General features: G+C 71.7%; 23 protein-coding genes. 13 read left to right on the top strand and 10 right to left on the bottom strand.

Annotated features, from left to right (window positions below):
• The first annotated feature begins 494 nt into the window (after positions 1-494).
• Positions 495-1,040 (top strand): GcrA family cell cycle regulator, encoded by a 546-nt coding sequence (locus ACKUB9_RS00840; protein WP_407518668.1) that lies wholly within the window; start codon positions 495-497, stop codon positions 1,038-1,040.
• Between the two features lie 97 nt (positions 1,041-1,137).
• On the opposite strand, the gene ACKUB9_RS00835 is transcribed toward ACKUB9_RS00840, so the two are convergent.
• The 8 genes from ACKUB9_RS00835 to ACKUB9_RS00800 all read right to left on the bottom strand — a co-directional run bounded on the left by ACKUB9_RS00835 (position 1,138) and on the right by ACKUB9_RS00800 (position 9,893).
• Positions 1,138-2,172 carry an aspartate-semialdehyde dehydrogenase gene (locus ACKUB9_RS00835; RefSeq protein ID WP_407518667.1) on the bottom strand — a complete coding sequence of 345 codons (1,035 nt, stop codon included), beginning with the start codon at positions 2,170-2,172 and terminating at the stop codon, positions 1,138-1,140.
• A 295-nt stretch (positions 2,173-2,467) separates the two neighbouring features.
• Entirely contained in the window at positions 2,468-2,701 is a 234-nt protein-coding gene (locus ACKUB9_RS00830; protein ID WP_407518666.1) for a hypothetical protein, read from the bottom strand.
• A gap of 177 nt (positions 2,702-2,878) precedes the next feature.
• Positions 2,879-3,823, bottom strand: coding sequence for a 2-hydroxyacid dehydrogenase (locus ACKUB9_RS00825; protein ID WP_407518665.1), 945 nt, complete (start codon positions 3,821-3,823; stop codon positions 2,879-2,881).
• Complete coding sequence (locus ACKUB9_RS00820) at positions 3,820-5,427, bottom strand: ABC transporter ATP-binding protein (RefSeq protein ID WP_407518664.1); 1,608 nt, start codon at positions 5,425-5,427, stop codon at positions 3,820-3,822. The genes ACKUB9_RS00825 and ACKUB9_RS00820 overlap by 4 nt, the downstream gene beginning before the upstream one ends.
• Positions 5,424-6,266, bottom strand: coding sequence for an ABC transporter permease (locus ACKUB9_RS00815; protein ID WP_407518663.1), 843 nt, complete (start codon positions 6,264-6,266; stop codon positions 5,424-5,426). Before ACKUB9_RS00815 ends, ACKUB9_RS00820 begins: the two co-directional genes overlap by 4 nt.
• Positions 6,263-7,234 carry an ABC transporter permease gene (locus tag ACKUB9_RS00810; RefSeq protein WP_407518662.1) on the bottom strand — a complete coding sequence of 324 codons (972 nt, stop codon included), beginning with the start codon at positions 7,232-7,234 and terminating at the stop codon, positions 6,263-6,265. The genes ACKUB9_RS00815 and ACKUB9_RS00810 overlap by 4 nt, the downstream gene beginning before the upstream one ends.
• A gap of 4 nt (positions 7,235-7,238) precedes the next feature.
• Positions 7,239-8,789 carry an ABC transporter substrate-binding protein gene (locus tag ACKUB9_RS00805; RefSeq protein WP_407518661.1) on the bottom strand — a complete coding sequence of 517 codons (1,551 nt, stop codon included), beginning with the start codon at positions 8,787-8,789 and terminating at the stop codon, positions 7,239-7,241.
• 345 nt (positions 8,790-9,134) lie between these two features.
• Complete coding sequence (locus tag ACKUB9_RS00800; protein WP_407518660.1) at positions 9,135-9,893, bottom strand: class II aldolase/adducin family protein; 759 nt, start codon at positions 9,891-9,893, stop codon at positions 9,135-9,137.
• A gap of 117 nt (positions 9,894-10,010) precedes the next feature.
• On the opposite strand from ACKUB9_RS00800, the gene ACKUB9_RS00795 reads away from it, so the two are divergent.
• From ACKUB9_RS00795 to amaB, 4 genes are all read left to right on the top strand, one after another.
• Entirely contained in the window at positions 10,011-10,712 is a 702-nt protein-coding gene (locus tag ACKUB9_RS00795; protein WP_407518659.1) for a GntR family transcriptional regulator, read from the top strand.
• Positions 10,709-11,734 carry a histone deacetylase family protein gene (locus tag ACKUB9_RS00790; RefSeq protein WP_407518658.1) on the top strand — a complete coding sequence of 342 codons (1,026 nt, stop codon included), beginning with the start codon at positions 10,709-10,711 and terminating at the stop codon, positions 11,732-11,734. The genes ACKUB9_RS00795 and ACKUB9_RS00790 overlap by 4 nt, the downstream gene beginning before the upstream one ends.
• Positions 11,735-11,775: 41 nt before the next feature.
• Positions 11,776-12,111 (top strand): cupin domain-containing protein, encoded by a 336-nt coding sequence (locus ACKUB9_RS00785; protein WP_407518657.1) that lies wholly within the window; start codon positions 11,776-11,778, stop codon positions 12,109-12,111.
• Positions 12,112-12,549: 438 nt separating this feature from the next.
• Positions 12,550-14,079 (top strand): L-piperidine-6-carboxylate dehydrogenase, encoded by a 1,530-nt coding sequence (gene amaB, locus ACKUB9_RS00780; RefSeq protein WP_407518656.1) that lies wholly within the window; start codon positions 12,550-12,552, stop codon positions 14,077-14,079.
• Positions 14,080-14,083: 4 nt separating this feature from the next.
• Here amaB and ACKUB9_RS00775 read toward each other — a convergent pair whose 3' ends face one another.
• Together ACKUB9_RS00775 and ACKUB9_RS00770 are read right to left on the bottom strand one after the other, a co-directional pair.
• Positions 14,084-14,410, bottom strand: a complete 327-nt coding sequence (locus ACKUB9_RS00775; RefSeq protein ID WP_407518655.1) for a BrnA antitoxin family protein — start codon at positions 14,408-14,410, stop codon at positions 14,084-14,086.
• A gap of 67 nt (positions 14,411-14,477) precedes the next feature.
• On the bottom strand, positions 14,478-15,647 hold the full coding sequence (locus ACKUB9_RS00770) for a M20 aminoacylase family protein (RefSeq protein WP_407518654.1): 1,170 nt from the start codon (positions 15,645-15,647) through the stop codon (positions 14,478-14,480).
• A gap of 250 nt (positions 15,648-15,897) precedes the next feature.
• Between ACKUB9_RS00770 and ACKUB9_RS00765 the strand changes: the two genes are divergently transcribed.
• The 8 genes from ACKUB9_RS00765 to ACKUB9_RS00730 all read left to right on the top strand — a co-directional run bounded on the left by ACKUB9_RS00765 (position 15,898) and on the right by ACKUB9_RS00730 (position 24,559).
• The gene (locus tag ACKUB9_RS00765; protein ID WP_407519081.1) at positions 15,898-17,517 is read left to right on the top strand and encodes an ABC transporter substrate-binding protein; all 1,620 of its coding nucleotides are present in this window, start codon (positions 15,898-15,900) and stop codon (positions 17,515-17,517) included.
• Positions 17,518-17,627: 110 nt separating this feature from the next.
• Positions 17,628-18,605 (top strand): ABC transporter permease, encoded by a 978-nt coding sequence (locus ACKUB9_RS00760; protein ID WP_407518653.1) that lies wholly within the window; start codon positions 17,628-17,630, stop codon positions 18,603-18,605.
• A 13-nt stretch (positions 18,606-18,618) separates the two neighbouring features.
• Entirely contained in the window at positions 18,619-19,575 is a 957-nt protein-coding gene (locus ACKUB9_RS00755; RefSeq protein ID WP_407518652.1) for an ABC transporter permease, read from the top strand.
• Between the two features lie 52 nt (positions 19,576-19,627).
• Positions 19,628-20,611: an ABC transporter ATP-binding protein gene (locus tag ACKUB9_RS00750; protein ID WP_407518651.1), complete on the top strand. Its 984-nt coding sequence runs from the start codon at positions 19,628-19,630 to the stop codon at positions 20,609-20,611.
• A complete protein-coding gene (locus ACKUB9_RS00745; RefSeq protein WP_407518650.1) occupies positions 20,608-21,648 on the top strand; it encodes an ABC transporter ATP-binding protein in 1,041 nt (346 codons plus the stop codon). The genes ACKUB9_RS00750 and ACKUB9_RS00745 overlap by 4 nt, the downstream gene beginning before the upstream one ends.
• Before the next feature lie 12 nt (positions 21,649-21,660).
• The gene (locus tag ACKUB9_RS00740; protein ID WP_407518649.1) at positions 21,661-22,539 is read left to right on the top strand and encodes an aldose 1-epimerase family protein; all 879 of its coding nucleotides are present in this window, start codon (positions 21,661-21,663) and stop codon (positions 22,537-22,539) included.
• A gap of 144 nt (positions 22,540-22,683) precedes the next feature.
• On the top strand, positions 22,684-23,637 hold the full coding sequence (locus tag ACKUB9_RS00735; protein WP_407518648.1) for a tyrosine recombinase XerC: 954 nt from the start codon (positions 22,684-22,686) through the stop codon (positions 23,635-23,637).
• Positions 23,638-23,695: 58 nt separating this feature from the next.
• Entirely contained in the window at positions 23,696-24,559 is an 864-nt protein-coding gene (locus ACKUB9_RS00730; RefSeq protein WP_407518646.1) for a response regulator, read from the top strand.
• The last annotated feature ends 51 nt before the right edge of the window (positions 24,560-24,610 follow it).

The following is a 24,610-nucleotide window of genomic DNA, read 5'->3' as shown; positions in this document are numbered from 1 at the left end:
GTCCCCCGGGCCGGAACCATAGGAGCAGGCGCCGGAACCGGCAACGCCGCGCCCTGGTTGCGGCAACCGTGACCGATCTGCCACGCTCGCCGGCCAGGAAATCCCCAAGCGGCCGGAATCGGCACCGCCGATCGGTCCGGTTGCCCGGTCGGCGGAGCCGCCGGGCGGGATGGCGGCCCGAGGCAAACCGCTGATAAACCATCTTTATTCAACCAGCAGGCGAGCCCATTTCACGCCCGCCGGGAGCCGCCCGGACCCGGCCGGGGGCCGTTCGGCCCGCCCGCGCGGGAGCGGAAAAGGAATCCTGCTCCGCGCCGGACTCTTGCGCGGTCAACCGGCCGTCCTGTAGGTTCAGCCCCGTCGCAAGCGCTCTCTCGTGGCGGCGATCACCAAGCCAGGAACGGACGGACTGAACCGCGGTCGGACGCATGACCGAGCGCGGTCGCGTGCCGATTCGCCCGAGAGAGAGCAGGTGGGGGAAGTCGGAGGCGGCGATGACGGATGCGGGCCCGAGCTGGACCAAGGAACGGGTCGAACTCCTGAAACGGTTGTGGAGCGACGGCCGCAGCGCGAGCCAGATCGCTGCCGAGATCGGGGGCATTTCGCGCAACGCGGTCATCGGCAAGGTCCACCGCCTCGGCCTCGCCGGCCGCGCGCCGAAGGTCAACGGGGCCGGCGGGTCGATCTCCGGCGCGCCGATGCCCGCCGCCGTGCGGCGCCCGGTGCCGGTGGCCCAGCCCGAGCGGCCGTCGAGCCCGACCCCGAGCCTGCTCGCCCCGCCCCCGCCCTCGCTCGCCCTGGTGCGCACGGACCTGCGCGTCGAGACCGAGGTCGCGCTGCCGGTCTCCGAGCGCGTGACGATCATGGAACTGCGCGAGTTCATGTGCCGCTGGCCGATGGGCGACCCGGCCTCGCCGGACTTCCGCTTCTGCGGCGCCCGCTCGATCACCGGGCTGCCCTACTGCACGCACCACGCGCGCATCGCCTACCAGCCCGCGGCCGAGCGCAAGCGCGACCGGCGCGTCGCCGCCTTCCGGTAGAGGCGCGAGTAACGCGGGGAACCCCTCGTCCGTGCGGGAGAGGGGATCCGGCGCTGCCCGCGCTCCATCCGGATGCGCCGGACGGCGGTGAGGCGGCTCAGGCCGCCTTCCGCTTCGGGGTGATCAGCTTGCGGTTGATCAGCACCTCGGCGATCTGCACCGTGTTCAGGGCCGCGCCCTTGCGCAGGTTGTCCGACACGCACCAGAACGAGAGGCCGTTCTCGACCGTGATGTCCTCGCGGATGCGCGAGACGTAGGTCGCGTCCTCGCCCGCCGCCTCGTGGGGCGTGATGTAGCCGCCCGGCTCGCGCTTGTCGTCCACCAGCACGCCCGGCGCCGAGCGCAGGATATCGCGCGCCTCGTCGGCGGTGATCGGGCGCTCGAACTCGACGTTCACCGCCTCCGAGTGGCCGATGAACACCGGCACGCGCACGCAGGTCGCCGTCAGCTTGATCTTGGGGTCGAGCATCTTCTTCGTCTCGGCCACCATCTTCCACTCTTCCTTGGTGGACCCGTCCTCCATGAAGACGTCGATGTGCGGGATGACGTTGAAGGCGATGCGCTTGGTGAACTTCTGCACCTTGACCTCGCCGGCGGTGAACACCGCGCGGGTCTGGTTGAACAGCTCGTCCATCCCCTCCTTGCCGGCGCCGGAGACCGACTGGTAGGTCGCCACGACGACGCGCCGGATGGTGGCGGCGTCGTGCAGGGGCTTGAGGGCCACGACGAGCTGGGCGGTGGAGCAGTTCGGGTTGGCGATGATGTTCTTCCTGGTGAAGCCGGCCACCGCGTCGGCATTCACCTCGGGCACGATCAGCGGCACGTCGGAATCGTACCGGAAGGCCGACGAGTTATCGATGACGACGCAGCCCTGAGCCCCGATGCGGGGCGACCACTCCTTCGAGGTCTCGCCGCCCGCGGACATCAGGCACAGGTCCGTGTCGGAAAAATCGTACTGGTCGAGGGCCTGCACCTTCAGGGTCCGATCGCCGAAGGAGACCTCCTGGCCGAGGCTGCGGCGGGAGGCCAGCGCCACGACGGTATCGGCCGGGAAGGCCCGCTCGGCCAGGATGTCGAGCATCTCCCGGCCCACATTGCCGGTGGCTCCGACGACGGCAACCTTGTAACCCATCACACATCTCCCGTTCGGAAAGCGAGCCCTCCCCGGAGATCGTCATCGGGCTTCGACGAGAGAGCCCGGCCTCCGCACGCCGCGGACGGGGAGGGATCCGGGACGACGCGAGGCTTCAGCCGGCGAGGATCGCCGTCAGGGCTTTCGGTTTCGTCGTGATCGCGGCACGCATGGCGCGAAAGGATCCCCGGCGCGGCGTCTCCGAAGCGGGCGCACGCGCGACGCCAGCAACAGCGCGCGGCGCGCGTTCTGTCAAGGGCGATCGTGCGATGCGGTGCGGCCCGGCCGCTGGATCTCAGCCGGTGTAGACGGCGGCGGCGACCGGGAGGGCTTTGGGCCGTGCCGAGTGGGAGAGGCTCCAGATCGCCCAGGCGGCGAGGCCCGAGCAGGACAGCAGGACGAGCCCGCGGACGTAGCGACCGCGGTGTATGTCGCGCACCGCGTAGACCGGCGTGAGCGCCACCTTGGCGAGATTCCTCAGGATGAGGACCATGACGATCGCCATGAAGGCCGAGACCGTGCCGAGCATGTGCGCCCCCTTGTGCGTTCTGATTCCCTGACCCCAGCCTAGACCTGCAACGCGGCGAAACGAAGTCGGCTGATGGCTCGCGTGACGGTTGAGGCGCCGGGCGCCGGCGGAGATCCGACGGCCGGACGATGGCGGGCGAATGGTTAACGAAAGTTTTCGGGCTGCCCTTGGGGCGCCTCAATAGCCCAGCGCCCGGTCGACGGCGTTCGGGACCGGCGCGCCGGCCGTGATCGCCTCCGCGGTCGCGCGCAGCATCGCCGCCACCGCCTGCGGGCTCGCATCGCAGGCTTCGTGCGGGGTGACGACGATCTTCGGGTGGCGCCAGAACGGGTGCGCGGGCGGCAGCGGCTCGGTGGCGAAGACGTCGAGGGCCGCCCCCGCGAGACGGCCGCCGTCGAGGGCGGCGAGGAGGTCGTCTTCCACCAAGTGGTCGCCGCGCCCGACCTGCACCAGCGTCGCGCCGGGCTTGAGGCGGGCGAACAGGGCCGCGTTCAGGATGCCGCGCGTCTCCGGCGTCAGGGGCAGCAGGTTCACCAGCACGTCCGTGCGGGCCAGGAGGTCGGACAGCCCGCTCTCGCCGCTGAGGAGGTCCACGCCCGCCTCCGGCGCCCGCGGCGCGCGGCTCCAGGCGAGGACCGGGAAACCCAGCGTCGCGAGGTCCGCGGCGACCCGGGCGCCCATCCGGCCGTAGCCGAGGAGGCCGACCGTGACCTCGCCCGCCGCCCGCTGGCCGAGCGGTCGCCAGAGGGTCTGGGCCTGGTTCTCCGCGTAGGTGCGGAAGCGCCGCAGGTGCCCCAGCACGTGCCAGAGCACGAAGCACGACATGGCGCGGGCCTGCTCGGGATCGACCACGCGCACCACCGGCACGCCGGCGGGCAGGCCCGGAGAGGCGAGCAGGCTGTCGACGCCGGCCGCGATCGAGCAGACCGCCCGCAGGTTCGGGTAGCGCGCGAACGCGTCGGCCGGCGGGAACCACGCGAGCGCGAGGCGCACCGTCTCGGGGTCTTGGGCCGGATCGGGCACCGCCTCGACCGCGTCGGCGACCTCGGCCAGCACCGGCCCGAACAGCCCGGCGAGGTCGAGGGTGGCGCTGAGGAGCACGCAGCGCTCGGGCGGGGTCACGCGGCGCTCCGCGTCCGGCCCGGCACCGCGTCGAGGAGGGTGCGGGTGTAGGGGTGCTCGGGATTGGCGAAGAGGGCGCTCGCGGTCTTCAGTTCCACGATCTCGCCCCGGCGCATCACCGCGATACGGTCGCAGATCTGGGCCGCGACGCGCAGATCGTGGGTGATGAACAGCATCGAGAGGCCGAGGCGCGCCTTCAGGTCCTCCAGGAGCGCGAGCACCTGCGCCTGCACCGAGACGTCGAGGGCCGAGACCGCCTCGTCGGCGACCAGGATCTCGGGTTCGAGGGCGAGGGCGCGAGCGATGCCGACGCGCTGGCGCTGGCCGCCCGAGAATTCGTGCGGGTAGCGGTCGAAGGCGGAGGGGTCGAGCCCGACGAGGCCGAGGAGCCGGCGGGCGCGCTCGCGCGCCTCGGCCTCGGGCACGCCGTGGGCGCGCGGCCCGTCCGCGATGATGCGCCCGACCGTGCGGCGGGGATTGAGCGAGGCGAACGGGTCCTGGAAGACCATCTGGATGCGGCGGCGCGCCCGCCGCAGGGCCTCGCCCGAGAGCCCCGTCAGGTCGGTGTCGCCGAGCCGCACCGTGCCGGCATCCGGCTCCACGAGCCGCATGACGAGCTTGGCGATGGAGGACTTGCCCGAGCCGGACTCGCCCACGAGGCCGAGCGTCTCGCCCTTGTGGAGCGCGAAGGCGACGCTCCGGGCGGCCTCGACCCGGCGGGCGGGGCGCCACCAGCCGCCGCCCGTGACGTAGGTCTTGGTCAGCCCCGCCACCTCGACGGCCTTCGGGCCGGCGGGCGGCGTGCGGACGGGCGGGTCCATGGACGGCACGGCGGCCAGCAGGGTGCGGGTATAGGCCTCCTGCGGGCGCCCCAGCACGGCGGCGGCCGGCCCCGCCTCCACCACGCGCCCGTGGCGCAGCACCAGCACCCGGTCGGCGATCTCGGCCACCACCCCGAAATCGTGGGTGATGAACAGCACCGCCATGCGGCGCCGCCGCTGGAGATCGCGCACCAGCGCCAGGATCTGGGCCTGGGTCGTCACGTCGAGGGCGGTGGTGGGCTCGTCGGCGACGAGCACCGCCGGTTCCAGGGCGAGCGCCATGGCGATCATCGCGCGCTGGCGCTGCCCGCCCGAGAGCTGGTGGGGATAGGCGCGCACGATGCGCTCGGGCTCGGGCAGGCCGACCTCGCCCGCGAGCGCCACCGCGCGGGCGCGCCGCTCGGCGGGCGTCAGGCGCCCGTGGGCCTCGAACATCTCGGCCATCTGGTCGCCGATCCGCATCAGCGGGTTGAGCGCCGTCATCGGCTCCTGGAAGATCATGGCGATGCGCCGGCCGCGGGTGTCGCGCCAGCCCGCCTCGTCCTGCGCGAGGAGGTCGTCGACCTCCATCCGGATCTCGCCGCCCGCCGGCTTCACGGCCCGGGGCAGCAGGCCCATCAGCGCGTGGGCGCACATCGACTTGCCGGAGCCCGACTCGCCCACGAGGCAGAGGATCTCGCCCGCGTTGAGGTCGAACGAGACGTCGTCCACCGCGAGCACCCGGTCCGCCCCCTTGGGCAGGGCGAGGCGCAAGCCGCGGACGCTGACGACGGGCGCGCTCATCGGCCCTCCCGGGACAGGCGGGGGTTCAGGGCGTCGTTCAGCCCCTCGCCGATCAGGTTGAGGGCGAGCACCGTCACGAGGATGACGAGGCCCGGGAAGGCGGTGATCCACCACGCCTGCCGGATGACGGTGCGCCCGGCCCCGACCATGAAGCCCCAGGACATCCGGTTGGGATCGCCGAGGCCGAGGAACGAGAGGGAGGATTCGAGCAGGATCGCGGTCGCGACCATCAAGGAGGCCAGCACCACGATGGGCGAGAGGGTGTTGGGCAGGATCTCGCGGCGCAGGATGGTGAAGGTGGTCTGGCCCGTGACGACCGCCGCCTGCACGTACTCGCGCGAGCGCAGCGACAGGACCTCGCCGCGCACGAGGCGCGTCACCGGCGGCCAGCTCACCAGCGCGATGGCGAGGATCAGCGAGGAGAGGGCGGGCTGGAGGATCGCCACCAGCACGATGGCGAGCGCGAAGCTCGGGATGGTCTGAAAGAGTTCGGTGAAGCGCATCAGGAGGTCGTCGACCCGGCCGCCGTAGTAGCCGGCGAGCGCCCCGATCGGCACGCCGATGAGGAGGGCCGCCAGCGTCGAGACGAGGCCGACGAGGAGCGAGACGCTCGCCCCGTGCATCAGGCCTGCCGCGATGTCGCGCCCGAGCGCGTCGGTGCCGAGCGGCACCCGGTCGAGCGTGAAGGGCGGCACGAAGGGCCGCTGCACCATGCGCCAGGGCGAGGCCGGGTACAGCACCGGCGCGAGCAGCGCCGCCGCCACGACGAGCACGAGGATGAGGAGCCCGATCACCGCGCCGGGATGGCGCAGGAAGGCGCCGAGCGGGCCGCGCCTCACGACGCCGCCTCGATGCGCGGGTCGACCACGCGGTAGATCACGTCGGTGACGAGGTTGAAGAGCAGCACCATGGCGGAGGAGACGACGAAGACGCCGAGCAGGAGGTTGTAGTCGCGCTGGAGCAGCGCCTCGTACATCAGCCGGCCGATCCCCGGCCACGCAAAGACCGTCTCGGTGAGGATCGCGCCGCCGACGAGCGTGCCGGCCTGCAGGCCCGCGAGCGTCACCACCGGCAGGAGCGCATTGCGCAGCACGTGCCGGCGCTGGACGAGGCCCTCGGCGAGCCCCTTGGCGCGGGCGGTCTTCACGAAGTCGAGGCCCGCCACCTCCAGCATCGAGGCGCGGGTCATGCGCACGTAGACCGCCATGAAGAACAGCCCCAGGGTCATGGAGGGCAGCACGAGGTGGCGGGCGATGTCGCCCGCGCGCGCGAGCCCCGTGTAGCCCCCGCCCACCGTCTCGAAGCCGAAGGCGGGCAGCCAGTCGAGCCGCACCGAGAAGACGATGATCGCCATCAGCGAGACCCAGAACAGGGGCGTGGCGTAGAACAGGAGCGCGAGCGCCGTGATGGCGGTGTCGGCGAGCCGACCCGCCCGCCGGGCGGCGAGCGCCCCGAGCGCCACCCCCAGCGTCAGGGAGATCAGGAAGGCGGTGCCGGTGAGGAGCAGCGTCGCGGGCAGCCGGTCGAGGATCAGCCGGCCCACCGGCATCTGCTGGCGCACCGAGTAGCCGAGATCGAGGCTGAGGATGCTGCGCAGATAGAGGCCGAGCTGCACCGCCAGCGGCTGATCGAGGCCGAATTTCTCCCGCAGCTGCGCCACGTAGATCTCGTCGCCCGCCCCGGCCTCGCCCGCCATGACGAGGGCGGGATCGCCGGGAGCGAGGCGGATCAGGAAGAAATTCAGGACCACGATGGCGAGGAGGACGAGGATGCCCTTGCCCACCCGCCGGGCCAGAAACAGGGCCACGGCGTCAGCGCTCGATCCAGGCGTCGCGGAACCCGTCGTTCACGCCGATGCCGGTGGTGACGAGGTCCTTGACCTTGCAGCGGGTGATGGTCGGGAACTGCAGTTCGAGCAGCCACGCCATCGGGGCGTCCTCGATCAGGGTTTTCTGCACGCCGTCGTACAGCGCCTGCCGCTCGGCCGGGCTCACCGCCACCGCGGCCTCCGCGAAGGCCTTGTCGACCGCGGGGTTGGAATAGCCCTCGACGTTGTTGAAGGGCGAGCCCTTGGCGATCTGCGAGGAGATGTAGTTGCGCGCCACGCCGAGCGCCGGGTCGCCGTACTGGTAGAGATAGGTGAAGGCGATGTCGTAGTCCCAGTCCGAGGTCTTCTGGTTCCAGCCGGCGACGTCGGTGGCGACGAGCTCGGTCTTGATGCCGACATCCTCCAGGTTCTGCTTCACCGCCTCGGCCCAGCGCTGCCACGTCTCGCCGTAGGGCACGGGCAGGAGGCGCAGCGTCTCACCCTTGTAGCCGGATTGCTTGAGCAGGGCCTTCGCCTTGGCCGGATCGTAGGAGTACTGGCCGAGCTTGGCGTTGAAGAAGCGCGTCGAGGAGGAGATTGGACCGATCGCCGGCTTGCCGAGCCCGTTCCAGATCACGTCCTTCGCGAAGTCGCGGTCGATGGCGTAGGAGACCGCCTGCCGGAAGGCCTTGTTGGCGGTGGGACCCTGGCGGTTGTTGAGCCAGAGCCAGGAATGGGGGCCGAAGAACTCCCAGCCCTTGCCGGTCACGCAGGCGCCCTTCATCTGCGAGAGACGCGGCACGTCGAAGTTCTCCACCGAGCCGCCCGGCAGGATGTCGACCTTGCCGGTCTCGAAGGCCACCGCCCGCGAGGCGGCGTCCGGGATCACGTGCCAGTAGATCTCGTCGAGGTAGGGCCGGCCGGCCATGTGGTAGTTCGGGTTCTTCACCAGCCGGATGAAGGAGCCCTTCTTCCACTCCTTGAACATGAACGGCCCGGTGCCGATCGGCGTGTTGTTGGCCGGGTTGGTCTTGTAGTCGGTGCCCTCGTAGACGTGCTTGGGGATCATCGGCAGCGAGCCGACCTCGAACACGCCCAGGAACGGCCCGAAGGGCTCGGAGAGCGTGAACACCACCGTGTGCGGGTCGGGCGCCGCGACGCTCGCGACCTTCGACAGGTTGCCCCGGGCGCGGGGATGGGTCTGCTTCAGGAACTCCACCGAGAAGAGCACGTCGGCGGCCGTGAAGGGCTTGCCGTCGTGCCACGTCGCGTTCTTCACGAGCGAGAAGGTGTAGGTCTTGCCGTCCGGGCTGACCGTCCAGCTCTCCGCGAGGCCGGGCCTGGGGTCCAGCGTCTCGCTGTAGCGCAGCAGGCCCTCGTAGATGTTGCCCGCCACCATCTGGGTCGGGCCGTTCTGGAGCAGGCCGAGCATCAGCCCGGGCGGCTCGGGCTGGATCACCGCGTTGGCGACCCCGCCGGGCTTCGGCGCCTGTGCGACGGCGGTCCCCGCCAGGGCGAGAAGCACCGCCGCACCCGAAACGATCAGCCTGATCATCTGCGTTCTCTCCACCGATCCGATCGCTTCGCTCTGAAATTCCGTCTGCGTCGGTCCCCGGACGAGGACAGCGCGAGATCCCCTCTCCCGTGCGGGAGAGGGGAAGGGGATCGACGATCCCGCACGGGATCAGAGATCCCGCGCGAGGGTCCCGGGAGAGGGCAGCAAGAAGGCGGAACGCTACCGCTACCAGCACTGAGGCTGATGGCTGGTCCTGACCCGTTCCGCTCCCCTCACCACGCTCTGCGTTTCACTGCGGCTCCGCCTGAACCCTCGTGTGGGATCTTGGATCCCCATGCCCTTCTCCCGCACGGGAGAAGGGCTCCCCGCGCCCTCCCGGCACCGTCAATCCTTGTAGTCCGGGTCGCTGCGCTCCAGCATCCGCTTGAAGGCCTCCCACTCGGCGTCGGCCAGCGAGCCGGAGGCGACCTTCTCGCCGAAGGAGGCGTACTGGCCGGCGGTCTTGCGGGCGATGGCCGCGGAGGGCCGCACCAGCGGCGCACCCGCGGCCTGGATCGCGAGCTGGGTCCGGCAGGACCGCTCCATGTTGTGCATCAGCTTGAACGCCTCGCCCACACTGCGCCCGCAGGTGAGCAGGCCGTGGTTGCGCAGGATCATCACGAACCGGTCGCCGAGATCCGCCACCAGCCGCTCGCGCTCGTCGAGGTCGAGCGCGATGCCCTCGTAGGCATGGTAGGCGATGCGGTCGGTGAACTGCATCGACCACTGGTTCAGCGGCAGCAGGCCCTCCTCCTGGCAGGAGACCGCGACGCCCGCCACCGTGTGGGTGTGCAGGACGCAGGTCGCGTCCTCCCGCGCCGCGTGGATGGCGCTGTGGATGGTGAAACCCGCCGGGTTGATGCCGTGCCCGTAGGGATCGTCGATCACCCGCCCATCGAGGTCGACGGTGACGAGGTTGCCGGCCGTCACCTCCTCGAAGCGCAGCCCGTACGGGTTGATCAGGAAGCGGTGCTCCGGCCCCGGCAGGCGGGCCGAGATGTGGGTGTAGATGCTGTCGTCGAGGCCGAGCCGGTGGATCAGCCGGTAGGCGGCGGCGAGGTCGACGCGGACGGCCTGCTCGGCGGGATCGCGGGGTGACGGCATGATGGCCCTCCACTGACGCATCGGATGTGGCAGACTGGCGCATGGCGGCCGCATGATCAAGCCAAAAGTGTCGACAATCGACGCTTAATAGGTGAACATTGTGCGTCCGGAGGTGTCATGCGTCTGCTCTCCCCACCCGTCGGCCTGCCTGTGCTCTCGGAGAGCGACCTCGTCCGTCAGGTCGCCCGCCGCCTCACCGACGCGATCACCCGCGGCGATCTCGCGCCCGGCGCGAAGGTGGCGGAGGCCGCCGTGGCGCGGGAACTCGGCATCAGCCGCGCGCCGGTGCGCGAGGCGGCGCGGCTCCTGGAGAGCCAGGGCCTGCTCTGCGCCCACCCGCGCCGCGGCTTCTTCGTGCGCGAACTCTCGCCCGCCGACATCGACGACCTCTACGACCTGCGCCTGTGCATCGAGCGGCACGCGGCCGTCGAGGCGGCGCGGCGCCTCGACGCGCCCGCACGCGCGGCCCTGCGGGGCTGCCTCGACGACCTCTACGCCGCCGCGCAGCGGGACGACGCCGCCCGCATCGTCGAGGCCGATTACGGCTTCCACCGCAAGATCTGCGAGATCGCCGGCAACCGCCGCCTGCTGCGGCTGTTCGACGGCCTCGCCACCGAGTTGAAGGTGGTCATCGGGCTGATCGGCCGGCTCTACGACGACCCGCACGTGATCGCCCGCACCCACGAGCCGGTGCTGGCCGCCCTCGAAGCCGGCCATGCCGAGCGCATCGTCGCGCATGTCGACCACCATATCGGCGTGGCGCGGCGCGAGGTGGGCCGGCTCGCGCGCGCCCTTTCCCCCGGACCGGAGACCCCATGAAAGCCGTCTATACCGAGGACCATCGCGGCCACGACCCGCAGTTCTTCCTCGTGCGGGGCCGCGTGACCCGCACCACCGAGCAGCCCGAGCGGGCGGACCGCCTGCTCGCGGGCCTGCGCGCGGGCGGGCACACGCTCGTGGCGCCCGAGACCTTCGGCCACGACGCCCGCGCCCGGGTGCACGCGCCGGACTACCTCGCCTTCATGGCGGAGGCCTGGGACGCCTGGGCGGCGCTGGGCGATGCCGCCCCCGAGATGGTCGCCAACATCCACCCGATGCGCGAGGGGGCGACCTACCCCGAGCACATCATCGGGCGGCTCGGCTGGCACACGCTCGACACCGCCTGCCCGATCGGCCCCGGCACCTACGCGGCGATCTGCGCGGCGACCGACGTGGCGGCGAGCGCCGCGCAGCGGGTGCTCGACGGGGAGGACGCGATCTACGCCCTGTGCCGCCCGCCGGGCCACCACGCCTACCGGGACCGGGCGAGCGGGTTCTGCTTCTTCAACAACAGCGCGGTCGCGGCGGCCCACCTGCGCACCCGGCACGCGCGGGTGGCGATCCTCGACGTCGACGTGCATCACGGCAACGGCACGCAGGGCATCTTCTACGCCGATCCGAGCGTGCTGACGGTCTCGCTCCACGCCGATCCCACGCGGTTCTACCCCTTCGTGTGGGGCTACGCGCACGAGCGCGGCGAGGGGGCGGGCACGGGCGCCAACCGCAACCTGCCGCTGGCGATCGGCACCGGCGACGACGGCTTCCTCGACGCGCTGGAGGAGGCGGCCCGCACCCTCCGGGCCTTCGCGCCCGGCGCCCTCGTGGTGGCGCTCGGCCTCGACGCCTCGGTGCATGATCCCCTGGCGGGCCTCGCGGTGACCACCGAGGGGTTCACCCACATCGGCGCGGCGCTCGCCCGGCTCGGTCTCCCGACCGTGATCGTGCAGGAGGGCGGCTACCTCTCGGAGCATCTGGGGCCGAATCTCGCGGCCGTGCTGAGGGGTTTCGAGGCGGCCCGCTGACGGCCGGCGCTCCCGATCGACATGAGGACAAGGAGCAGGTCATGGCCTTCGCGTGCACGATCCCGGCGGTGCCGACGATTCAGCAGGACGACGAGGCGGTGCGCATCACCCGCTGGGACTTCGCGCCCGGGGCGGTCACCGGCTGGCACGAGCACGGCTGGCCCTACTTCGTCATCATGATCACGCCGGGCACCCTGCGGATCCACGACGGCACGGCCGTGACCGAGGTCCCGCTCGCGCTGGGCCAGGCCTACCGGCGCCCGGCCGGCATCCGCCACGACGTCATGAACGGCTCCGACCATCCGATCGCCTTCGTGGAGATCGAGGTGAAGCGGCCCGAGGCGCTCGGTCCGGCCCTGGCCGGCGCGGGGCAGTGATCCGCCGGGCGGGTGGTGCGGCGGCGGGCCGGCGATCGGCTGAGCGGTGACGGGGTCGGTCTCTCCCCCGCGGGCTTGCGGATCGGCGCTTTTCCGTTTCGACTGACACCCGGATGACACCCGCGGGATCCCCTCTCCCGAGTGGGAGAGGGGTATGGGGATCGAAGATCCCACGTGAGGGTGCGGGAGGGTGCAGAACGAGGCACGACGGTGCCCGCTGCCAGCACTGAGGCTGGCTGTCGAACCTGATCCGTTCCGCTCCCCTCACCGCTGTCTCAGCTTCGCTGCGGCAGCGTCTCACCCTCACGCGGGATCTTCGATCCCCTGCCCCTCTCCCACTCGGGAGAGGGGTTCCCCGCGGCTCGTCCGACGACGTGTGAGTTCAGCAGCCGCCTCGGGACAGCGCACCCCGAGATTCACGCCGATACGGAGACCCTCATGGCCCCGACCGTCCTCTCCGTCCGCGACGACGTGCTCGCCGTGCTGGAGCGCCTCGGCGTGGCGGCGGCGCTCCTGACCGAGGCGGGGCTGGAGGCCCGCTCGCCGATCGACGGAGGCGTGGTCGGGCACCTGCGCGAGACCACCGGCGCGGAGGCCGAGGCGGTGCTGGGGCGGGCCGAGGCCGCCTTCCTGGCGTGGCGCCGGGTGCCGGCGCCGCGGCGCGGCGAACTGGTGCGGCTGCTCGGCGAAGAGCTGCGCGCCGCCAAGGCCGATCTCGGCCGGCTGGTGACGCTGGAGGCGGGCAAGATCCTCTCCGAAGGCCTCGGCGAGGTGCAGGAGATGATCGACATCTGCGACTTCGCGGTCGGCCTCTCGCGCCAGCTCCACGGGCTCACCATCGCCACCGAGCGGCCGGATCACCGGATGATGGAGGTCTGGCACCCGCTCGGCCCCTGCGGGGTCATCACGGCCTTCAACTTTCCCGTGGCGGTCTGGTCGTGGAACGCGGCGCTCGCCCTGGTCTGCGGCGATCCCGTGGTCTGGAAGCCCTCCGAGAAGACGCCGCTCACCGCGCTCGCCGTGCAGGCGATCGCCGGGCGGGCGCTCGCCCGCTTCGGGGCCGAGGCGCCGGAGGGCCTGCTGCAGGTGCTGATCGGCGGGCGGGCGCTCGGCGAGCGGCTCGTCGCCGACCCGCGCATCCCCCTCGTCTCGGCCACCGGCTCCACCGCCATGGGACGGCAGGTGGCGCCGGTGCTCGCCGCGCGCTTCGCCCGCGCCATCCTCGAACTCGGCGGCAACAACGCCGCGATCGTGGCGCCCTCCGCCGACCTCGACCTCAGCCTGCGTGCCGTCGCCTTCGCGGCGATGGGCACGGCCGGCCAGCGCTGCACCACGCTGCGCCGCCTGTTCGTGCACGAGAGCGTGTACGGCGACTTCCTCGACCGCCTGCGCCGGGCCTACGCCTCGGTGCGCATCGGCGATCCGCGCGATCCCGCCACCCTGGTCGGCCCCCTGATCGACGCCTCCGCTGCCGACGGCATGGCCCGCGCCCTCGACGAGGCCCGCGCGCTGGGCGCCACGGTCCATGGCGGCGAGCGCCTGCCGGGCATCCGCGGGGAGGCCGCGGCTTACGTCCGCCCGGCCCTGGTGGAGATGCGCGCGCAGGCCGGGCCGATGCGCCGCGAGACCTTCGCGCCGATCCTCTACGCGGTGCCCTACCGGGAGCTGGAGGAGGCGATCGCGGCCCAGAACGCGGTGGCGGCGGGCCTCTCCTCCTCGATCTTCACCCGCGACCTTGCCGAGGCCGAGACCTTCCTGTCGGTGGCGGGCTCCGATTGCGGCATCGCCAACGTCAATATCGGCCCGTCCGGCGCGGAGATCGGCGGCGCCTTCGGGGGCGAGAAGGAGACCGGCGGCGGGCGCGAGGCCGGCTCCGATTCCTGGAAGGCCTACATGCGCCGGGCCACGAACACGATCAATTACGGGCGCACGCTGCCGCTGGCCCAAGGCGTCAGCTTCGAGATCTGATCGCTCAGGACGTTGCGTCCCGGTCGAGGGCCTCGCGCAACGCCGCGTTCATGCGGCTCTGCCAGCCGGGACCCGAGGCGCGGTAGCGCGCGATCACGTCCGCGTCGAGGTGCAGGGTCACCTCCTCGGTGCGCCCCGCGAGCGGCGGGCGCCCCATGCGGGGTCTGACGAGACGGTCACCGATGTGGAAGTCCCCCGTTTCGGGCGCGACATCGGACAGGTCGGGCGCGTCGTCATACTCTTCCGGCTGAATGACATGCGCATCGACCTTCGCCCAGTCGGTCCGATCCTCAACGGAGGAGTGGCGCATATCTCGCTTGCTCTCGGGCATTGGCCTTCCTCATCGAGAGGACGTGCTGGTCCGGTCCGCGCGCTGTCCACACCGGGCCGCGATCTGATCACTGCGCCGGCATCGCCCGCTCGATCAGCCGCGCCCAGAGCGACACGCCGTAGGGCGTGGCCTGATCGTTGAAGTCGTAGGCCGGGTGGTGCAGGCCGGGGCCGGGGCCGGTGCCGAGGAAGATGTAGGCGCCCGGGCGCTCCTCCAGCATGTAGGAAAAATCCTCCGCGCCCATCATCGGGGCGACCGCCCGGTCGACGCCCTCCTCGCCCGCCACCTCGGCGGCGACGTCGGCCATGAAGCCGGCCTGGGCGGGATGGTTGTCGGTCACCGGGTAGCCCCGGCTGTAGGTCGTGCCGGCCACGGCGCCGAAGGCCGCCGCGACGCCGGCCGCGATCGCGCCGATGCGCTCCTCGCACAACACCCGCACCGCCTCGGTGAGGGAGCGGACGGTGCCGTTGAGGATTGCCGTCTGCGGCAGGACGTTGAAGGCCTCGCCCGCCCGCATGGTGGTGACCGACACCACCGCCGAGGCCACCGGATCGGCGTTGCGGGACACGATCGATTGCAGCGCCGTGATGATGTGGGCGGCCACCAGCACCGTGTCGATGCATTCCTGGGGCTGCGCCGCGTGCCCGCCGCGCCCCTCGATGGTGATGGTGAAGCGGTCCACCGCCGCCATGATCGGGCCGGGCCGGATCGCGAAATGGCCGAGCGGCAGGCCCGGCTTGTTGTGCAGGCCGTAGACCTCCTGGACGCCGAAGCGCTCCATCAGGCCGTCCTTGACCATCGCGGCCCCGCCGCCGCCGCCCTCCTCGGCGGGCTGGAAGATCACCACGGCCGTGCCGTCGAAGTTGCGGGTCTCGGCGAGGTACTTGGCGGCACCGAGCAGCATCGCCGTGTGGCCGTCATGCCCGCAGGCGTGCATCTTGCCCGGCACCGTGGACTTGTAGGGGACGTCGGTCGCCTCCTCGATCGGCAGTGCGTCCATGTCGGCGCGCAGCCCGACGACGCGGCCCGAGCCGGTGCGGCGCCCGCGGATGACGCCGACGACGCCGGTCCGGCCGAGGCCCGTCACGACCTCGTCGCAGCCGAACTCCCGCAGCCGCTCGGCCACCACGCCCGCGGTTCGCTCCACCGCGAACAGCAACTCGGGGTGGCGGTGGAAGTCGCGCCGCCAGGCCGTGATCTCGTCGGAGAGGGCGGCGACGCGGTTGATGACGGGCATGGGACGGCACTCGGACGGGCGGAAGGCTGCGCTAAGCAAGCCGGAGGCCAGCCCGAAGGTCAACTCGCGGCAGATGAGCGCCCCGCGCATGCCCGCTTGGCGCCGGCCGCGGCCCGGGTTGGTGACCATCTTGCAAGGGCGCGGCGCGCGGCGGGCTGGACCTCCCGCGCGCCGCTGGTCTAACTCTCGGGGCGGCGGGCAAAACCGCCGCCCCGCGCCCCCGCGCCCGAGGAGCTTTGGTGTGTCGACCATTCGAGTGAAGACCCGTTCGCGGCTCGCGAGCCTCGCCGCCGCCCTCGCCCTTGGGGCGTCACTGGGGGCGTCGCTGGGGGCGGCCCCGGCGCTGGCCGCCAACACCTTCCGGTTCGCCTTCCAGGGCGACCTGAAGTCGCTGGATCCCTACACGCTCAAGGAGACGTTCACGATCGCCGCCCACGGCGCGGTGTTCGAGTCGCTGATCACCCGCGACAAGGACCTGAAGTTCGCCCCGGGGCTCGCCGAATCCTGGGAGATGCCGGAGCCGACGCGCTACCGCTTCCACCTGCGCAAGAACGTGAAGTTCCACGACGGCTCGCCCTTCACGGCCGACGACGTGATCTTCTCGGCCGAGCGGGTGCGGGCGCCGGGCTCGAACTTCCAGACCAACGTCCCGGCCGACGCCACCTTCGTGAAGGTCGACGACCACACCGTCGACATGGTGCTCAAGACGCCGAACCCGATCGCGCATTTCCAGTTCGGCGGCTGGTACATCATGTCGAAGATCTGGGCGGAGAAGCACGACGCGCTCAAGCCCACGCCCGCCGCCGCCACGGCCCCGAGCTACGCGGCGCTCAACGCCAACGGCACCGGGCCCTTCATCATCACCGAGCACCAGCCCGGCGTGCGCACGGTGTTCAAGAAGAACCCGAACTACTGGGGCAAGGTCGAGTCGAACCTCGACGAGGCAATCTTCACGACGATCGGCAACGACGCCACCCGGGTCGCCGCCCTGCTCTCGGGCGAGGTCGACTGGATCGAGCCGGTGCCGCTCCAGGACCAGAACCGGGTCAACGGCAACCCGGGCACGCAGGTGATCTCGTCGCCCGAACTGCGCACGATCTTCCTCGGCCTGGACCAGTCGAGCGAGGAGCTGCGCGGCTCGAACGTCAAGGGCAAGAACCCCTTCAAGGACGTGCGGGTGCGCGAGGCCTTCTACCGCGCCATCGACGAGGACGCGATCGTCAAGCGGGTGATGCGCGGGCAGGCCGCCGCCGCGGCGCTGCTGATCGCCCCGCCGCTCTTCCCGCTCGCGGGCGAGTTCAAGCGCCCGGCCTACGATCCCAACCGCGCCAAGGCGCTGCTCGCGGAGGCCGGCTACCCCAACGGCTTCGAGGTGCCGATGGACTGCCCGAACGACCGCTACGTCAACGACGAGGCGATCTGCCAGGCCATCACCTCGATGCTCGCCCGCGTCGGCGTCAAGGTGGCGCTGAACGCCCAGCCCAAGGCGAAGTACTTCGCCAAGATCCTCAAGCCGAACTACGACACCTCGTTCTACCTGCTCGGCTGGACGCCCTCCTCGCAGGATTCCCACAACATCCTGTACGAGATCGCGGGCTGCCGCAACGACAAGGCCTCGCCCCGCGGCACCACCAACCTCGGCAATTACTGCAACCCGAAGGTCGACGAGATCGCCGACAAGGTCGAGCGCGAGACCGATCAGGAGGCCCGCAACCTGCTGATCAAGCAGGGCTACGACCTCATCCAGGCCGATTGGGGCTACATCCCGCTGCACCAGCAGGCCCTGGCCTGGGGCGTCTCAAAGAAGGTCAAGGTGGCGCCCCGCGCCGACAACCAGCTGATGCTCTACTGGGTGTCGAAGGAGCCGTGAGCGCGCGGCCCGCGCGGGGTGCCTCCCGCGCGGGCCCGACCACCCGACCCTGATCCCCTCTCCCCCGTCGGGAGAGGGGCGGAATCACGAAGAAGAACAACCGGAGCGCCATGCTCGCCTTCATTCTCCGCCGCGCGCTGCAATCCGTCGGCGTCATGCTCGCGGTCGGACTGATCGCCTTCGCGATGTTCCGCTTCGCGGGCGATCCGGTGAACCAGCTCGTCGCCCCCGACACGCCCTACGCCGAGCGCCTGCAGATCCGCGAGAGCCTCGGGCTCGACGATCCGGTGCTGGTGCAGTTCGCCCGCTACGCCGGCAACGCGGTGCGCGGGCAATTCGGCAATTCCTACCAGTTCCGGCAGCCGGTCTCGACGCTGCTCGCCGAACGCATGCCGGCCACCCTCGAACTCGCGCTCTGCGCCACGCTGTTCGCGCTGACCTTCGGCATCCTGATGGGGGTCTACTCGGCGCTCCACCGCGACAGCGTCTTCGCCAAGGTGCTGCAGGCCGTTTCCCTCATCGGCGTCTCGCTGCCGACCTTCCTGATCGGCATCCTGCTGATCTTCCTCTTCTCGGTGACGCTCGGCTGGCTGCCCTCCTACGGGCGCGGCGAGACGGTGCGGATCGGGTTCTGGACCACGGGCTTCCTCACCGAATCCGGCCTGCGCGCGCTCATCCTGCCCTCCATCACCCTCGGGCTGTTCCAGATGACGCTGATCATGCGGCTGGTGCGCGCCGAGATGCTGGAGGTGCTGCGCACCGACTACATCCGCTTCGCCCGCGCCCGGGGCCTGACCACAAGGGCGATCCATTTCGGCCACGCCCTGAAGAACACGCTCGTCCCGGTCATCACCGTGGCGGGCCTGCAGCTCGGCTCGATCATCGCCTTCTCGATCATCACCGAGACGGTCTTCCAGTGGCCCGGCATGGGCCTGCTGTTCGTGCAGGCGGTGCAGAACGTCGACGTGCCGATCATGGCCGCCTACCTGCTGCTCGTCGCCCTGATCTTCGTGTCGATCAACCTCGCGGTCGACCTCCTCTACACCGTCGTGGACCCGCGGCTGCGGGCCGTGCGGCGTCCGGCCTGAACGGAGATCCCCGATGGCCACCCCCGCCCCCGCCCTCCGGGCCGAGACCGCGAGCCCGCCCTCCGCGCTGGCCCGCTTCCTCGATTCCGACCTGTTCGCGAGCTTCCGGCGCTCGAAGCTCGCGATGGTCGCCTTCGCGGCCACCCTGCTGTTCTTCGCGGTGGCGGTGCTGGCGCCCTGGATCTCGGCGCAGAACCCCTACGACCCGGCGCAGCTCGACCTCATCAACGCCAACCTGCCGCCGATCTGGGAGGCGGACGGACAGGCGCCGTTCTGGATCGGCGCCGACGACCAGGGCCGCGACGTGCTCTCGGCGGTCTTCTACGGCATGCGCCTCTCGCTCGTCGTCGGCGTGCTCGGCGTTCTCGTCTCCAGCACCATCGGCATCACGCTGGGGCTGATCGCGGGCTACGCGGGCGGGATGGTGGACACCGCGATCATGCGGGTCGCCGACGTGCAGCTCACCTTCCCGGCGATCCTGATCGCGCTCATCGTGGACGGCGTCGCCAAGGCGGCGCTGGGCGGGCATCTCGACACCGACGCGACGCTCGCGCTGATCGTGGTGGCGATCGGCCTTTCTTTCTGGGTGCAGTACGCCCGCACCGTACGCGGCTCGGTGATGGTCGAGAAGAACAAGGACTACGTGCAGGCGGGCCGGCTGATCGGCCTCTCGGCCCCGGTGATCCTGGTGCGCCACATCCTGCCGAACGTGACCGGCCCGGTCTTCGTCATCGCGACGATCAACCTCGCGCTCGCGATCATCACCGAGGCGACCCTGTCGTTCCTCGGCACGGGCCTGCCCGAGACCATGCCGTCGCTCGGCACGCTGATCCGCACCGGCAACCGCTTCCTGTTCTCGGGCGAGTGGTGGATCGTGGCCTTCCCGGGCCTCGCGCTCGCGGGCCTGGTGCTCGCCATCAACCTGCTGGGTGACTGGCTGCGCGACGCGCTGAACCCGAAGCTGCAATGACGCGATCCCCCGATCCGGCGCATCCCGCACCCACAACCAGAAGGCCGCGCCGATGAGCGAGCCCGTCCTCTCCGTCCGCGACCTCCGGGTCGAGTTCGTCACCCGCCGCGGCGTGCTCACCGCCATCGACGGCATCTCGTTCGACATCGCCCGGGGTGAGGTGCTGGGGGTGGTGGGCGAGTCCGGCGCCGGCAAGTCGGTGACCGGCGCGGCGGTGATCGGCCTGATCGACCCGCCCGGGCGCATCGCCGGGGGCGAGATCCGCCTCGGGGCCGAGCGCATCGACACCCTGCCGCCGGAGCGGATGCGCCGGGTGCGCGGCAAGCGCATCGGCATGATCTTCCAGGACCCGCTGACCAGCCTCAACCCGCTCTACCGGGTTGGCCGGCAGATCGAGGAGACCATCCGCACCCACACCGACCTGTCGGCGCGGGCCGCGCGCCGGCGCGCGATCGATCTCCTGGCCGAGGTCGGCATCCCGGCGCCCGAGCGGCGCATCGACGGCTTCCCGCACGAATTCTCCGGCGGCATGCGCCAGCGCGTGGTGATCGCGCTGGCGCTCGCGGCGGAGCCGGAGCTGATCATCGCGGACGAGCCGACGACGGCCCTCGACGTCTCGGTCCAGGCCCAGATCATCGCGCTCCTCAAGCGCCTCGGGCGCGACCACGGCACCGCCGTGATGCTCATCACCCACGACATGGGGGTGATCGCCGAGGCCGCGGACCGGGTCGCGGTGATGTATGCCGGGCGCATCGCCGAGATCGGCCCGGTGCGCGCGGTGGTGGGCGAGCCGCTCCACCCCTACGCGCAGGGGCTGATGGGCGCGATCCCGACGCTCGCGCACGACGCCGACCGGCTCGCCCAGATCCCGGGGGCGATGCCGCGGCTGTCGGCGATCCCGCCGGGCTGCGCCTTCAACCCGCGCTGCCCGAAGGTCTTCGCCCGCTGCCGGGTCGACCGGCCGGAGCCCCTCGCGGTCGGCTCGCACCGGGTCGCCTGCCACCTCTACGACGCGTCCGGAAAGGCCGCCGCATGACCGCCTCCCCCGCCCCAGCGGCGCGCGCCGCGTCGGAGGATTACGTCCGGGTCGACAACCTGCGCCGCCTGTTCGACGTCTCGCGCCCCTGGCTCAACCGGGTGATCGAGCGCCAGCCGCGCCAGATCCTGCGGGCGGTCGACGGCGTCTCGTTCACGGTGGCCAAGGGGGAGACCTTCGCGGTCGTGGGCGAATCCGGGTCGGGCAAGTCCACGGTCGCCCGCATGGTGGTGGGGCTGCTGCCGCCGTCCGGCGGCGAGGTGACGATCGCGGGCGTGTCGATGACCGACCCGCGCCAGGCGGCGGCCCGCCGGGCGCTGCGGCGGCGCATCCAGATGATCTTCCAGGACCCCTACGCCTCCATGAATCCGCGCTGGCGGGTCGACCGGATCATCGCCGAGCCCATCCGGGCGTTCGGGCTGATCGAGGGCGAGCGGGCGATCCGGGCGCGGGTGGGCGAACTCCTCACGCTGGTCGGCCTGCATCCCGACGACGGCGCCAAGTACCCGCACGCCTTCTCGGGCGGCCAGCGCCAGCGCCTCGCCATCGCCCGCGCGCTCGCCTCCGAGGCCGAGTTCCTGGTCGCCGACGAGCCGACCTCGGCGCTCGACGTCTCGGTTCAGGCCCAGATCCTCAACCTGATGCGCGACCTGCAGGACCGGCTCGGGCTCACCTACCTGTTCATCAGCCACAACCTCGCCGTGGTGCGCCACATGGCGAGCCGGATCGGCGTGATGTATCTCGGGCGCCTCGTCGAGATCGGCGGCGGGCGCGAGCTCTTCTCGGCGCCCAAGCATCCCTACACCCGCATGCTGCTCGACGCGGTGCCCGACATCAGCCACACCGGGCGCCAGCGCATGCCGGTCCAGGGCGAGATCCCCAACCCGATCAGCCCGCCCTCGGGCTGCACCTTCCACCCGCGCTGCCCCTTCGCGAACGAGCGTTGCCGGGCCGAGGTGCCGCCGCTCGCCGACGGCGTGGCCTGCCACGCGGTGCACGAGGGCCGGCTCACGCCCGGCCTCGCGGCGGCCGGCTGAGGAGGAGACGGCATGAGCGACACGATCGAGATCGCGAGCGGCTCCACCACCGCGCGCCTCGCGCTGCACGGGGCCGAGCCCGTCTCCTGGCGGGTCGGGAACCGCGAGTATCTCTGGAGCGGCGACCCGGCGCACTGGAACCGGCACGCCCCCTGGCTCTTCCCGGTGGTCGGTGCCTCGGCCGATGCCAGCATCACGGTGGACGGGCGCGCCTACCCGATGCCCCAGCACGGCTTCGCCCGCGACAGCCGCTTCGCCCCCGTGGCGCAGGCCGGCGACCGTGTGCAGCTGCGGCTCACCGAGACGCCCGAGACCCTGGCGCGCTACCCGTTCCCCTTCCGCCTCGACATCACCGCGACGGTGGCGCCCGGCCGCCTCGCCTTCCTGTGCGAGGTCGCCAACACCGGCTCCGGCCCCCTCCCCTACGGGCTCGGCTTCCACCCGGCCTTTCCCTGGCCCTTCGCGGGGGGCGAGCGGCGCGCGGGCGGCGGCTACGCGGTGCGCTTCGAACACCCCGAGCGCCCCGCCGCGCCCGAGGTCGGCCCCGGCGGCCTACTCCTGCGCACGGAGCGGCCGGTACCCCTCGACGGCGACACCCTGCCGCTCGATCCCGCCCTCTTCACCGAGGCGCTGGTCTTCCTGAACGCGCGGAGCCGCTGGATGCGCTTCACCGCGCCCGGGGGAGCCGCCATCCTGCTGGAGGCGGAGGATTTCCCGCACCTCGCGGTCTGGACCAAGCCGACCGCCCCGTTCCTGTCGCTCGAATGCTGGACGGGACACGCCGACTGGGCCGGGTTCGCGGGCGACCTCGCCGCGCGCGATTCCCAGCGGCTCCTCGCCCCTGGCGCGACCGCCCGACACGCCGTGGTGCTGGCCGTCGAACCGGCCTGACGTCAACCGGACGTCAACGGTCGGGCGGTTTAGGTGGGGAGCCGCACGTCATCGGCTGAATCGCGGGGACCCCCTCTCCCGTGCGGGAGAGGGGATCCCGCGTCTCGACCGGACGCCGCAGGCTTGCGCCGACCAGGTCCGTCCATGCTGCCAGCCCCTTCCCCCGACCTCCTGCCCGGCACGGCGGCGCTGCGCGAGGCGGCGGCCGCGTGGCTCGCGGAGCTGGAGCGGGAGCGGCGTTTCTCGGCCAACACCGTCGAGGCCTACGGCCGCGACCTGCGTCAGTTCCTGGCCCATCTCGCCCGCACCGGCGAGAACCCGGACATCCCGGCCCTCGTCGCGCTCAAGCCCCGGGACCTGCGCGGCTTCATGGCGGCCCGGCGGGCGGAGGGGATCGGCGGGCGCAGCCTGATGCGGGCGCTCGCCGCCCTGCGCTCCTTCGCGCGCCACCTCGACCGGGAGGGCCACGGCACGGTGGCGGCCCTCTCGGCGGTGCGCTCGCCGAAGGTGGAGCGGCGGCTGCCGCGTCCGCTGCCCGTGCCGGCCGCCGTGGCGATGGCGAGCCCCGACATCCGGGCCGGCGAGGATCGCGCGCCCTGGATCCTGGCCCGCGACGCCGCCGTGCTGGCCCTGCTCTACGGGGCGGGCCTGCGCATCGGCGAGGCGCTCGGCGTGCGGCGCCGAGATGCGCCGGTGAACGGCATCGACACCCTCACGGTCCTGGGCAAGGGGGGAAAGACCCGGATGGTGCCGGTGATCGCGCCGGTGCAGGGGGCGGTCGCCGAGTACCTCGCGCTCTGCCCCTACGCGCTGTCCCCGGAGGGGCCGCTCTTCGTCGGCGCCAAGGGCGGACCGCTCTCGCCGCGCATCGTGCAGCTCGCGGTGGCCTCCCTGCGCGGCGCGCTCGGCCTGCCCGACAGCGCGACGCCGCACGCCCTGCGGCACTCCTTCGCGACGCATCTCCTCGCACGCCAGGGCGACCTGCGGGCGATCCAGGACCTGCTCGGGCACGCCTCGCTGGCGACGACGCAGCTCTACACCAAAGTCGATGCTGCCCGCCTGCTCGGCGCCTATGCGGCAGCACACCCGCGGGCTTGATCGGCGTAAGCCGATGCTAAGCTTTGTGTCATACGGTCCTTCTACTAGACATTTTTACGTGAAGTGGTGGCTCATGGCGCTGACCGGATCGGACGAGAGCGGGGCGCCCGTGATCGTGGTGCTCGTGGCCGAACGGTCGCCCGCCCTGCGCGCGCAGATCGTCACGCTGGTGCGCGACTTCGATCCGACCGCGGCGGTGATCGAGGTGTCGACGGGACGCGCCGCCTTCGAGGCCTGCCTGCGCCAGCGGCCCGACATCGCCTTCGTGGGGCTTCAGTTCGACGACATCTCGGGGCCGGAGGCGGTGGCGACCCTCAAGGCCAAGGGCATGGCGCTGCCCTGCCTGATCCTGCTCGCCAGCCAGGTCTTCCCCCGCTGGACCGAGGTGTCCCGGCATCTCGACGCCTACGAGTTCCTGCGCACCCCCCTCGACGTGGAGCACGTGACGGGGCTGCTGAACGCCTATGTCCGGCGGCGTCGGCCGACGCGCCTGCTCCTCGTGGACAGCGCCGCCCAGAGCCGCGCCCTGGTGCGGCGCATCCTCGCGCGCAGCGGCTTCCGGATGGAGGTGGAGGAGACCGACAACGGCCAGCACGCCGTGAAGCTGATCCGCCTCGGCACCTGCGACGTCGCGATGATCGATCTCGGCCTGAAGGGCATGGACGGGCTCGAACTGGCCTGCCACGCCCGCGACGTCGCCCCCGGCACCCCGCTGATCCTGATGACCGGCGGGGACCGGGCGATGATGGCTCAGGCGTCGCGCCATTTCGGCGTCGATTACGTGCTGAAGAAGCCGTTCTTCGCCCGCGACGTCGACCGGCTGATGTACCACCTGCTCAGCCTGCGCCGGCCCTACCTGCTGAACGCGATCACGGAGGGGCCGGAGGTCCAGACCGGGTCCCGCGGCACGGCGCGGGCGTGATCGCCGAGAGCGCAGGGTGACGAGACGCAGAAGGGGCCGCGCATCGCGCGG

The sequence above is a fragment of the Methylobacterium oryzisoli genome (assembly GCF_046557895.1).
GTDB lineage: Bacteria > Pseudomonadota > Alphaproteobacteria > Rhizobiales > Beijerinckiaceae > Methylobacterium > Methylobacterium oryzisoli.
Note: the sequence above shows the minus strand (reverse complement) of the source record. Positions and strands in the feature narration are given on the sequence as shown.